This is a genomic window from Chitiniphilus eburneus (assembly GCF_005048205.1).
In the GTDB taxonomy this organism is placed as follows: Bacteria; Pseudomonadota; Gammaproteobacteria; order Burkholderiales; family Chitinibacteraceae; genus Chitiniphilus; species Chitiniphilus eburneus.
On the sequence record NZ_SUMF01000018.1, the window covers coordinates 57,429 to 70,268 of the forward strand.

Annotated in this window: 5 protein-coding genes; all 5 read right to left on the minus strand. The window is 70.7% G+C overall.

Translation table 11 applies throughout. From position 1 onward, the window contains the following. On the minus strand, positions 1 to 786 hold the full coding sequence (locus FAZ21_RS14210) for an ABC transporter ATP-binding protein (RefSeq protein WP_136774105.1): 786 nt from the start codon (positions 784 to 786) through the stop codon (positions 1 to 3). 191 nt (positions 787 to 977) lie between these two features. Then, positions 978 to 4,742: a non-ribosomal peptide synthetase gene (locus tag FAZ21_RS14215; protein ID WP_169307407.1), complete on the minus strand. Its 3,765-nt coding sequence runs from the start codon at positions 4,740 to 4,742 to the stop codon at positions 978 to 980. 16 nt (positions 4,743 to 4,758) lie between these two features. After that, complete coding sequence (locus FAZ21_RS14220) at positions 4,759 to 11,166, minus strand: non-ribosomal peptide synthetase (RefSeq protein ID WP_169307408.1); 6,408 nt, start codon at positions 11,164 to 11,166, stop codon at positions 4,759 to 4,761. Next, entirely contained in the window at positions 11,153 to 12,655 is a 1,503-nt protein-coding gene (locus FAZ21_RS14225) for an alpha/beta hydrolase (RefSeq protein ID WP_136774108.1), read from the minus strand. Before FAZ21_RS14225 ends, FAZ21_RS14220 begins: the two co-directional genes overlap by 14 nt. Further along, positions 12,640 to 12,840 (minus strand): hypothetical protein (locus FAZ21_RS20330; RefSeq protein ID WP_169307409.1); only part of this gene is annotated, 201 nt, incomplete at its 5' end. The genes FAZ21_RS20330 and FAZ21_RS14225, both read right to left, overlap by 16 nt.

Consider the following 12,840-nt stretch of genomic DNA (forward strand, 5'->3'; position numbering starts at 1 on the left):
TCAAACGAGGCTGGGCGCAGCGATTTCGGCGCGAACGGGGGTCGCTTCGGGCGGCAGCAGCCGGCCGTCGCGGATCGGATAGACCCGGTCGGCATGCGCCTTCAGTTGCGGGTCGTGCGACGAGATGACGAACGCCACGTTGTGCTGGCGTTGCAGCGTGCGCATCAGCGCCACGATGGCGGCACCATTCTCCGAATCCAGATTGGCGGTGGGCTCGTCGGCCAGGATCAGCGCCGGCGCCTTGACGAAAGCACGGGCGATGGCAACGCGCTGGCGCTGGCCGCCGCTGAGCTGGCTGGGGTAATGCCGCAGTTGCGCCGCCAGCCCCACCTGGTCCAGCGCCGCCTTCACGCGCCGCTTGCGCTCGTCGGTGGGTACGCCCGCCAGCAGCAGCGGATACTCGACGTTCTCATATGCGGTCAGCACCGGAAGCAGGTTGAAGTTCTGGAAGACAAAGCCGATGTGGTCGCGGCGAAAATCGCTGAGCTGATTGTCGTTCAGCGCGCCCACCTGCCGCCCCAGCACGGTCAGGTCGCCCCGGTCCGGCCGGTCGATGCAACCGATCAGGTTGAGCAGCGTCGTCTTGCCACTGCCGGACGGCCCGCTCAGTACCGAAAGCTGGTCGGTCTCGATCACCAGATCGACACCGCGCAGCACCGGCGTATCCAGCGTGCCGCTGCGGTACGACTTGTGGACGCCATGGACAACCACCGCGGGGCGCGACATGCCCGGGCGCGGCTCCGCCTGGCCCACCGGGGGCTGGCGCGTTTCGTTGGTTCGGGTCATCTGTGTTTCCTCAAAAAAGCTGTGAAGCAATGAAGGAATCGGACAAAGCCACCGATTCAAAACCCCGAGCCTGCGAGGCTCCCTCGCGGCGGCGAGGGCGGGGGGAGTGGGTTGAAACAAGTAGCGCCGTTACCAGCACGCCACCATCCATTCGCACCCGGCTTTGCCGGGGGCTCGATGTGCTCTGCCAATCACGGCAGGTTTCCAGTACCTTCGAGGTGCGCCGTCAACGCCAGCAGCCGGCCGCGGAACAACCGCAGCAAACGGCGCGCATGGCGACGCGGCAACGCGGCGTCGTGACGCAGCCCCAGCCGCAGGCGGCCACCGGCCACCAGCGCATCCAGTTCCAGCGCGTGGGTGCGCAGGTTGTCGCCGCCCCGGTCATTGCCGGCACTGCCCAGCACCTGCCAGCCTTCGGGCAGGTCCAGGCTGTCGAACACGCCGAGGTAGTTGTAAAGCAGCGCCTGGTCGCGATACCCGGCGTAGGGGTGATCCGGGCGCGACCGCGCCGCGTTGCAGGCGGCGACGAAATAACGCGCCTGCGCCTGGTGCGCGCGCCAGGCGACAGCGGTACCGGCCAGCAATGCACCCGCATCGTCGGCCACCGTCGCGGCGTAGGGGTTGTGCGTGGCGAACCAGCCGACGGTGCGCGACAGATCGCTGGCCGGGTCCACCTCGCGGCCGTTGGACACCACGTCGAAGCGCACCTCGGCCTCGCCGGTCCAATCCTTCAGCGCGCCCGACAATGCGGACAGCAACAGCAGGTGCAGCGCCGGCGCGCCGGGGTGACGCAGGCACTGGAACACGCGCCGCGTTTCGGCCACCGACAATGCCAGCGGCAGCAGCGCGGCATCGCGCTCGCGGCCGGGCTGGCCGGACGCCTTGCCGGGCAGCGCCATCGGCAACAGCGGCGGACGTGTGACCAGTTCATCGCAGGCAGCCTCGGTCTGCGCCGCCACGTGCGCCACGTGCGCGGCATATGGCGTGGCGCGCAGCAGGCTGGCATCCGGCTCGCGGAATGCGGCGGCCAGATCCTCGACCATCACGCGCCAGCAATGCGCATCGACCATCAGGTGGTGCGCCACCCACACCAGCCGTACGTCATCCGGCCGCAGGCGGATCAGCACGGCGCGGCACGGCTGGCCGTCGTCATAGCGGATCGCGCGTTGCAGCGCCTCCACCTGCGCGCGATACGTGGCGGTGCGGCGCCACAACGGCTGGCGCGACAGGTCGATCAAGGGCAGCGCGGCAGCCGCGCCGCGCGGCGCGACCAGCAATTCGTCGCCGACCAGCCGCGCGCGCAGTAGCGGATGGTGGTCGATCACCCTTTGCAGCGCCGCCTGCAAGCGCACCGGTGGCGGCAGGTGATCGAAGCGGATGACGAGCGACTGGTTCCAGTGCTGGCGATCGGTCAGCGGCATCCGCTCCAGGAACTTGCGCCCCATCGGCCCCGGCGCCACCGGCGCGTCGTCGCTGGCGGCATCCGATTCGTCCAGCCGCCGCACCCGCGCCAACACGCCCCGGATGGTGCGGCCGCGTTGCAGGTCGAGCGGGCTGGCGGCGAAGCCCAGTTGCGCCAGGACCGACAGGTATTGCAACGCCAGCAGCGAATCGCCCCCGATCAGGAAGAAGTCGTCGTCCACGCCCACCCGCTCCAGGCGGATGATGCGTGCCAGTTCCTCGGCCAGCCGGCGCTCGGTGTCGTCCTGCGGCGCCACGTAGTCCAGCCCCATGCCTTCGCGGCCGCCGTCGCCGCCCGGTCGCAGCGCCGCCAGCGCCTTGCGGTCCAGCTTGCCGGTGGCGCCCACCGGTGGATGGTTCAGATGCGCGAACTGCGCGGGGATCATGTAATCGGGCAGGTGTGCCGACAATTGGCGCCGTAGCGCGTCGGCGGCGATTTCGCCCTGGCGGCTCACGTAGAACGCCACCAGCCGGGGCGGGGCGTCGGCCTCCTGGCGCACGATCACCGCCGCCTGGTCGATACCCGGCAACTGGTTGAGCTGGCTTTCCACCTCGCCCAGCTCCACGCGAAAGCCCCTGATCTTCACCTGCTGGTCGGCGCGGCCGGCGATCTCGATCACGCCATCGGCACGCATCACGCCCAGGTCGCCGGTGCGGTAGATGCGCCCACCCGGTTCGTTCGGCCATGGCGCGGCGATAAAGGCGCGCGCACTACGCTCGGCGTCGCCGAAATACCCCTGCCCCACGCCCAGACCACCGATGTAGAGCATGCCCTTCTCACCGATGGCGCATGGTTGCAGGTCGTCGTTCAGCACGTAGAAGCGCTGGTTCGGCAACGGCCGGCCGTAGGGAATGCTCTTCCAGCGCGGGTCCACCACATCCACCGGGTAGTGGTAGATCGACCACACCGTGCCTTCGGTGGCGCCGCCCAGGCTGGCGACGCGGCAATTGGGAAACGCACGGCGGATGTCGGCGGGCAGTGCCAGCGGGATGAACTCCCCGCTCAGCATCGCCAGCCGTAGCGTCTCCACCTGCGTGGCCAGGTCCGCGTTCCCGGCCAGCGGCAACAGCAACTGGCTCATGCCGGTGGGCACCGAATCCCAGACGGTGATGCCGTACTCGCGCAGGATGCGCAACAGCGCGGCCGGATCGCGCGTTTCAGCCTTGGTGGGCACGAACACGCAGGCACCGGCCAGTGCCGCGCCGAAGAAGTCCCACACCGACAAGTCGAAACCGTAGGACGAAAAGCACAGGATGCGATCGTCGCCCCCGACGTTGAACACATTGTTCACGCCGATCAGCGTGTTGACGATGTTCAGGTGGCTGATCATCACGCCCTTGGGCTTGCCGGTGGAGCCGGAGGTGTAGATCACGTAGCACAGGTCTTCCGGCCGGTTCACCGGGCGCGGCACGCTGGCCGGCTCGGTGGCCAGCGCGGCGGCGTCCGACACCGGCACGCCCTGGTAGTGGCGACGCGGCCACGCATCGACGCAGACCACGTGGGCAATGTTCGAACCGGCCAGCGGCAAGATGCCCTGGTGCAGCGTATCGGCATCGGTCACCAGCACGCGCGCGCCGGTGTCGGCCAGGATGCCGGCCAGCCGGTCGGCGGGCAGATCCGGCTCCAGCGGCACATAGGCACCACCGGAACAGACCACGCCGAACAGCGACGGCGGCATCAGGCAGCCGCGCCGCAGCACCACCGCCACCCGCTCGTTGCGCGCCACATCCAGCCGGCGCAGGCGGTGCGCCAGCCGGTAGGCGTGCTCGCGGTATTGCGCATAGTCCAGCCGCCCGGCGCTGGTCTCGACCGCCACCGCGTCGTGTTCCAGCTCGATCACCGGCGCCAGCAGTGCCGGCAACGTGCGTTGCGGCGGCAGGTACATCGCTGTCGCGTTGTAGTCGGCCAGCAGGCGGCGATGCCGCGTCGGCAGCTTGTCCAGCGCATGGAGCGGCGCATCGGGCCGCGCCACCAGCGCGCGATGAAGCTGCGCCAGCGTGTCGGGCCAGTCGGCGTGGCGGGTGGCGCCCTCGAGCTCGGGCGCGGCATCGATCTCAACGCGCCAGCCATCGTCCCGGCGCACCGTGGCGCGCACCAGGCGCGACGCGGTATCGCCGGCATCGGCCGACACCCACGCATACGGCGCCGCCTCGGCAGGCGCCTCGCCGCGTGCCAGTTGCGTCGCCAGCTCGTCGCGCAGTTGTGCCGCATCCAGCCCATCCAGGCTCACCCGCAGTGCGACAGCGCCAGCGGGGTCGACGTGGTCGCACGCCAGCTCCGACTTGCCGGTCACCAGTTGCAGCAGCAACAGCCACGCGACCAGCGCCGCGATATCGTCGCCGCCCGCGTCGGGCAGGCGGGCGGTGGCCACCAGCCGTTCCGCCACCGGTTCGATAGGCGTGGCCTTCCTGCATTCGGCCAGCAGCCGGTAGGCGGTGGCCTTGTCGATGCGCTGTTCCTGGAACAGGTCGATCACTACTTGTTGCAGATCCATGTTGGTTTCGTCCGGTTCAGTTCGTTGCCAAAAGCGCGAGCAGATCGCCATCCGCCATGGCCAGATCGCCCAGCGTCGCGTCGTCGCCCAGGCCATCCAGCGCATCCACCCGTTGCGTCACATCGGCCAGCAGGCCGTCCAGCCACGACTGCGGCAGGCCGGCAACCGGCGATTCCATGCGCCAGCGCCAGCCGGCGCCGTCGAACAGGAACGAGATCACCAGTGGAAACTTGGCCGTGCCGGTGCCGATGGGTGCCAGCGTGGCCGGCGCGTCGCCGAAGCGCAGGCGGGCCGGCAGCACCTCTTCGTTGAACAGCACGTTGAACGGCAGCGTCTGCGTGCCCTGTGCCGCCATCGCGCGGTTAAGCGGGTAATCCTCGAACGCCTGCATCCGCATCAGCCGCTCGCGCAGGCGCTGCAACAGCGCCGGCAGCCGCTCGGCCGGCGACCAGTCGAACGCCAGCGGCAGCGTGTTCACGAACAGGCCCGGCATCTGCTCCACGGCGGCGTGCGCGCGGCCGGCGAAGGTGATGCCCACGGCAAAGCGCTCGCTGCCGCAGCGCTGCCCCAGCGCCAGCGAGAACAAACCCAGGCCCAATACGAAGGGGCTGACGCCGTGGCGGGCGCACAGCGCGTCCAGCCGGGCGCTGCGCACGGCATCCAGCGCCACCATCGTCTGCCGCCCCGGCCCCGCTTCGGCGGCATGCGCCGGCAGCGGCAATGGCGGAGCGAACCGCGCCGGCTCACGCCAGAACGCCGCCGCCTGCACGCCGTAGTCGCCCGCCAGCCGCTCGCGTTGCCAGGCCGCATAATCCAGGTAGGAGACCGCGTCGGCCCGCGGCAGCGTTTCGCCGCGATACAGCGCATCCAGTTCGCCCAGCATGCGTATCAGCGTCACACCGTCGGCCACCGCGTGATGCACCGACAGCGCCAGCCAGTACCGCCCGTTCGCCCCGGCCACCGCGCAGCGCCACAGCGGACCGGTATCCAGCGCGAAGGCGCGGCGGTGGAAGTCGTGCAATGCCTGTTCGGCGGCGGCATCGTCGGCGACCAACCGTTCCAGCGTCGGTGCCGGCGCGTCCAGCCGCAGCGATAGCCCGTCGCCATCCAGCGCAAAGCGCGCCCGCAACAGGGGGTGGCGCGCGACCAGCGCATCCCAGGCAGTCGCCAGCCGGGCCGCATCCGGCGCGGCGTCGAGCGCCAGCGTCAGCGGCATGTTGTTCAGGGCGCTGCCGGGGTGGGCGCGGTCGAGGAAGTACATCCGTGCCTGCGCATCGGTGGCGGGACCGCAACGCGCGTCCACCGCCAGCCCGGCGCGGGGCCCCAGGTCGTCGGCAGCCGGTGCGGCATCGATCTGCGCGGCCAGCGCGGCCAACGTGGGGTGTTGCAGCACGGCGGGCAGCGCCAGGCGGCGGCCGAAATGGTCGCGTACCCGGTTCACCAGCCGCGCGGCGGCGAGCGAGCTGCCGCCGAGCAGGAAGAAATGCGCGTCGCGGTCGGCCGGGCGCACACCCAGCAGTTCGGCCCAGATTGCGGCCAGCGCGGTTTCGGTGTCGCCGCGTGGCGGTGCGCCGTCACCGGCAACGCCGGCCTCGGCCCAATCCGGCTCCGGCAGGCGGTTGCGGTCCACCTTGCGGTTGGCGCTGAGCGGCAGCTCCGCCAGGTGCTGGTACAGCGACGGCACCATATAGGCCGGCAGGCAGGCGCACAGCGCGCGATCCAGCTCGGCGCGTGGCTGTGGCACACCGGTGTACCACGCCACCAGCACGCGCTCCTGGCCATCGCGGGCATGCGCCTTGACCACGGCGCGCTCGATGCCCGGCAGGCGCTCCAGCGCGGTTTCGATCTCGCCCAGCTCAATGCGGAAGCCGCGCAGCTTGATCTGGTTGTCGGCGCGGCCGACGAAATCCAGTTGCCCATCCGGCGCCAGCCGCGCCACGTCGCCGGTGTCGTAGAACGGCCGGGGGCCAGCGCCATCCGGATCGCGCAGGACGAAGGCCGCCGCCGTGCGCGCCGAATCGCACCAGTAGCCGGCGCTGAGGCCGTCGCCGCCGATATGCAGCGTGCCGGGCACGCTGGCCGGGCAGACACGGCCGGCGTCATCCAACACCCAGACTTCGGTATTGGCGATGGGCAACCCCAGCGGTTGCCACGGCCGCGCGTCGAGCTGCGCCGGTACCGGCAACGCGGTGGACAGCACCGTGGTCTCAGTGGGGCCGTAGACGTTCATCACGTTCACCTGCGGGCTATGCTCGCGCAGGCGGCGCACTTCGTCGCTGCGCAGTGCCTCGCCGCCCAGGATCAGCAGCCGCAGCGAGCCCATGCCATCGCGGCAGGCGTCGGGCACTTCGTTCAGCACCGCCAGGTAGGCCGGCGTGACGGTGGCGATGCGCACGTCGCGCTCGCGCAGGGTGTCCAGGTAGCGCAGCGGCGAGGCGCGGCGCTCGTCCGACAGTACATGCAGATGCAGGCCGGCACACAGGCTGGGCAGGATCTCGGCCAGCGATACGTCGAACGAGAATGGCGCGAACTGGCACATCGTCTCGCCCGCTCGGTAGTCGAAGGCGCGCGCCACCCAGTCGATCAGGTTGGTCAGGCAGCGCTGGGTGCCGAGCACGCCCTTGGGCCGCCCGGTGGAGCCGGAGGTGAAGATCAGGTAGGCGGCATCGTCGGGCGTGGTCGGGTGGCCCGGATGCGGCCGATCGCTGCGCAGCGTGGCGGCGGTGAATGCCAGCGTCGGAACCGTCACCGCCGGCGTCATGCCGGGCGTGACCAGCAACAGCGCGGGCGCGCTGTCCTCGACGATGGCGCCCAGGCGTGCGGCGGGCAAGGCCGGGTCCAGCGGCACCGCCACCAACCCCAGCTTCAGCACGGCCAGCAGCGCGATGGGGTAATCCGCCGAGCGCGCGGTGAAGAGCCCGATGCGATCGCCCGCATGGACACCGCGCGCCTGCAATAGCCAGCACAGCGCATCCACTTTTTCGCGCAGCGCGCCGTAGCGGTATTCCGCGTGTTCGTCCGACAGCGCCGTCCGGCCCGGCATCGCGGCGGCGGTGGCCTCGAAGCGTGCGACGGCGTTGCGCGCATGATCCACCGGCTGGCGCGTGTCCTGGTAAGGCCGCCACAACGCGCGTTGCGCCGGCGACAGCAGGTCCAGGTCGGCCAGCGGTCGTTGCGGCGCGCCGAGCAGTTGCAACAGCGCATAGCGATGCAGCTCGGCATAGCCCGCGATCTGCGCGGCGGAAAAACGCGCGCTGTCGTACTCCCAGTTCAGCGCCAGCTCGCCGTCGCGCCACTGGCTGCTCACGGTGAGATCGACACGCGCATCGGCGCGTTGCTGCCCGTGCGCCACGCAGTCGATGCCCGCCGGCAACGCCAGCGCGGGCATGTTCTGGTGCACGTAGACCACACGCACAGCATCGGCCGATACGCCGGCGCCAGCGGCCAGCGTGGCCAGGTCGGGCACCTGCCCGCCCAGCAACGCCGGACGCTGGCGATCCAGTTCCGCCACCAGCGCGGCGAAATCCTGGCCGGTGCGCAATGGCACGATCAGCGGCAGCGTGGTGGCGAAATAGCCGATGCGCTGCGCCGACGCCGGGTGATGCCGCCCGCTGGCGACCGTGCCCAGCAACGGCGTTTCCACCTGCGCCAACCGGCCGAGCACCACCGCCAGCGATGCGGCCAGTACGGCGAATTCGCTGCCGCCGTGGCGCTGCGCGTAATCGCGCACCGCCTGCGACGTGGCGGCCGGCGGTACGCTCAGGCAATCACCGACCGCCCCGGGCGCGGCGCGCGGCCGGTCACTCGGCAGTTGCACCGGCTCGGCCGCCGCCAGGCGCGCCGGCCAGTCGCCGATGACGGCGGCATCTTCCAGCAACCACAAGCCATTCTCGGGCACGGGCGCGTCAGCCCCCGTGGCAACGGCCAGGATCTGCGAAATCAGTTGATGCAGGCTCCAGCCATCGACGATGAGGTGGTGCGCAGTCACACCCAGCAGGTGTTGGTCGCCGCATTCGATCAGCCGCAACCGCAGCAGTGGGCCGCGCCGCAGATCGAAGGGGCGGCGGCCGAGTTCGTCCAGCGCCGCTTGCGCGGCGGCGGCGTCCAGCGTCAGGCAGGCGATGTCGGCGGCCAACGGCGCATGAGCAAGCGCGGGCTCGGCGCGATCGTCCACCACGGCGTTGAGCATGGCGTACCCGGCGACGACGCGGCGCGCGGCGGCCAGCCACGCACTGGCGTCGATCCCGCCGTTCAGGCGCAGCCAATAGCTTTCGTGGTAGGTAGCGGCGTCGGGCTGCAACAGCCACGCCGTCCAGAGCATGCGTTGCCGCGCGGTGAGCGGTACGCGCGGCGCCTCGATCGGCACGGCGAAGGCAGGCGCCCCGACGTCCGCCTCCAGCCAGCGAGCGATGCCGGCCAGCGAGCCGGCGCGCAGCAGTTCGGCCAGCGGTAGCGCACGACCCAACCGTTCGCCCAGACGGAACGCCAGTTGCATGAAGCCCACCGAATCCAGCCCGTGACGGGCCAGCGACAGCTCGGGGTCGATCTCGGCCGGCAATGCGGGCAGCAGCGCGCGCACGTCGTCCAGCAATGCACATTCGGCGGCCGACAGCGCGCGGCACGCGGTGGCGACGTCCTCGGCCAGCACGGCATCGAACTCGCCGTGCTCCAATGCCTGGCGCAAGGCGAAGCGGCGGATCTTGCCGCTGGGTGTCTTGGGTAGCGCAGCCAGGCCGACGGCGCCAGCCACCGGGTAGGCCAGCAGGCGTTCCAGCGCGGCGCGCAGCGGCGCGGCTTCGGCATCGGCCTGTGCCCTGGCGCTCTGGCGGAAGAACACGACCACGCGCTCGCGGCGGGTGGCGGGATCGGTGGCGCCCACCACGGCGATCTGGTTGGCGGGCCAGCCCAGCTCACGCGTCAGCGCGGTTTCCAGGTCGTTGGCAAAATGGTTGCGGCCGTTGACGAACACCACGTCCTTGGCGCGCCCGGTCAGATACAGGCAATCGTCGTGGACGAAACCCAGGTCGCCGGTGGTCACCCAATCGCGGTCCGGCTGGCCAAAATAGCCAGCGCTGACGTTGGGCCCGGCCAGTTGCAGATGCCCGAGGTGGCCAGGTGGCAACGCCACGCCGTCGTCGTCCAGCACCTGTGCGCGCATGCCGCGCATCAGCGGGCCGAGCGCGACGATCTCGCGCGCCCCCGGCGTGTCGGCGGCGCACAGCGTCACCGCGCCCCCCGGTGCCAGCAGGCTGTCGGCGCGCAGCCACAGCGTGGGCAATGTCTTGCGCGCGGCCAGTTGCGGCTGCGGAAACTGGCTGGCGACCACGCAGGCTTCGGCAATGCCCCAGCCGGGACTGATCACGCCCTCGGCCAGCCCGCAGGTGGCGAAGTGCGCTGTGAAATCACGGCACAGCGCCGGGTCGATCGGCTCGGCGCCGTTGTAGATCAGCCGCAGCGTCTCCAGCCGGGGCGCCGGCCCCCGCCCCGCGCGCCCGGCGCGCAGCAACTGGTCGAAGCCGAAGTTGGGCATGCCGGTGAGCGTGGCACCGTGCGCTTCGATCCGCGCGAGGAACGCGGCCGGATCGCGGGCAAAGCTAAGCGGCGTGGTCTTGTACTGGTCGATACCCGCCAGCGCGTGGCACAGGTGGAACAGTACCAGCCCCATGTCGTGGGTCAGTGGCAGCCAGCTCAGTGAGCGGTCGGCGGCGACCAGCATCGAGCGCTCGGCGATCTGCGTGACGTTCCACAACAGTTGCCGGTGCGTCAGCCGCACGCCCTTGGCGTCGCCGGTGCTGCCCGACGAATACATCAGCAGCGCCAGCGCGTCGGCATCGATACGCGGGAGGATGGCGGGCGCTGGCTCGGCAACGCCGGCCGCCAGCAGCGTGTCGGCATCCAGCCAGCGCGCATGGGCAACGTGATCGGCCGTGGCACCGCGCACGGCCGTGCGGTCCAAATCGCTGAGCAGCAATGGCGTGGTGTCGCCCAGCGCGGCGCATTGCTGCACCACCGCGCCCACCTTGGCCCAGGCCTCGTCGCTGGCGGCATAGCTACGCGGCGCCCCCAGCGGCACCGCCACCGCGCCGGCGAGGAACACACCCCACAGGCATTGCACCAGCCGGTACTCGTCGTCACAACACACCACCACCGGATCGCCCGGCCGCACGCCCTGCCGCGCCAGCACCGCAGCCAGTTGCGTGGCGTGGCGATACAGGTCGGCATAAGGCAAGGCGCGCGACACGCCATCGCGGTCGAGGAAATACATGGCCTGGCGGCCGAGCGCCGCACGGGCGGCCAGCACGTCGGGCAGGGTGGAACCGGCCTGCAACGCATGGGCGAGGAATTCGGCGATGGACACGGAAAGCTCCGGCTGGGTGGATCGGTTGGGGTGGAAATCAGGCGGCGTCATTTCAATCGCGCTCATGCGGCATACCCCCGAGCGCAGCGAGACCCCCTCGCGGCGGCGAGGGCGGGGGGAGTGAAGTGGAACAAGCGCCGCCGTTGTCTGCGTCCCACTGCTGGCCCGCGCCCGGCTCTGCCGGGGGCTTTGCCACCCCGCAATCACCAGCCTTGTGTGCCGTTGTGGCGGGCGGCGCCGCCCGATCCGGGTGCAGCAGAAACCCGCGCAGCCAGCGCGCGGCGCTGCCCAGGTCGGGGTAAAGGATGTCGGCATGGCCGGCGCCGGGGATCACGATGTAGCGCTCGGCCGGCAGTTCGGCCGGCTTGCGTTCGATCGGCGTGGTGGTATCGAACTCGCCGTTGATCGCCAGCGTGTTGCGGTAGTCCGGCGTGAAGTCGGTCGGGGCGCAGCGGCCGCCGGCGGCGGTGTAGGCGCCGGTGCCGGCGAACAGCACCGATGACGGGCTCTGGAATACGGCGCCCTGCCCTTCGGCGTCCACGCGCTGGATCGCGGCTTCGTCGCAGTCGGTGGCGTAGGCCTTGAGGAAGAAATCGGCCCAGTTGAAGCCGAAGCGGATGAACCAGTCGTACGAGGCGGAGAACAGGAACCAGCGGGCCGCTTCGCCGCGCTGCGCGCCGGTCAGCGCACGCAGCGAGCTGTCGCGCGTCCAGGTGTTGAAGCTCATGAAATAGGCAACGAACAGCGCCTTGGCATCATTCACCGGCAGCACGCCGAGAAAGCGATCCGGCCGCGCGGCGGGCTGCGCCAGCGTTTCGCGCAGGGCGGCGGCGGCCTCGCCATCGCGATGCGCCAGATGGTCGGCGTAGCGCGTCAGCACCTGTTGCGTCTGCTCCGGGTTCCAGACGAAGCCGCCCGGCGTGTTCATCGCAAACAGCACGCTGCCGGCCACGCGGTCGCGATGGCGGGTCTGGTAGGCCAGCGCGATGCGGGTACCGAAGCTGTGGCCAACCAGGTAGACCTGCGGCACGTCCAGCGCCTGGCGCAGCCGTTCCAGGTCTTCGGCCAGCGCGTCGATGGAAAAGTCGTCGAACGCCACGCCCTGGCGGCGCAGGTCGTCGAAGCCGGCGCGGTACGCCGCCTGCAACGGCGCGGTGTCGGCCAGCGCCAGCCGGCCGCGCAGCGTGCGCAGGCCCCGGCCGAAATGTGGCGAATCGAGCACGATGGACGATTTGCCGACGCCGCGATATTCCAGCACCGCGACATCGAAATCGTCCAGCCAGGCGGCCGGCGGCACGTTCTTCAGGTTGCTCACGCCGGGGCCGCCGCCGAGAAAGAACAGCGTTGGCCGTGCCGGACCGGGCTTGCGGTACAGCACATAGGGCAGTTCGATGCGTCCCGGGCGGGTGGCGATGCCTTCGATCACCACGCTGCCACGCGTGGTGACGGGCTGCGCCGGCTGCGACGCGGCGCCCAGGCCGTCGGGCAGCGCCATGCCCAGCAGGCCGGTAAACAGCGCGGCGGCGCGCTTGATCGGATTCATGCTGATTGCCATGCCATCGCTCCGGCGAGATTGGGGCCGAGGCGGCCGTGGGCGCGCGCCTCGCGCAGTGTCTGGAATGCCTGGGTGGCGGCGTCGGCGCCCTGGTGCATGGTCAGCGGGTGCTGGCGGGCATGGCTGCTGAAGCGATGCCAGGCCCAGCGCGCGGCAACCGGGCCGGTGCCGCTGGCGCAGGCCAG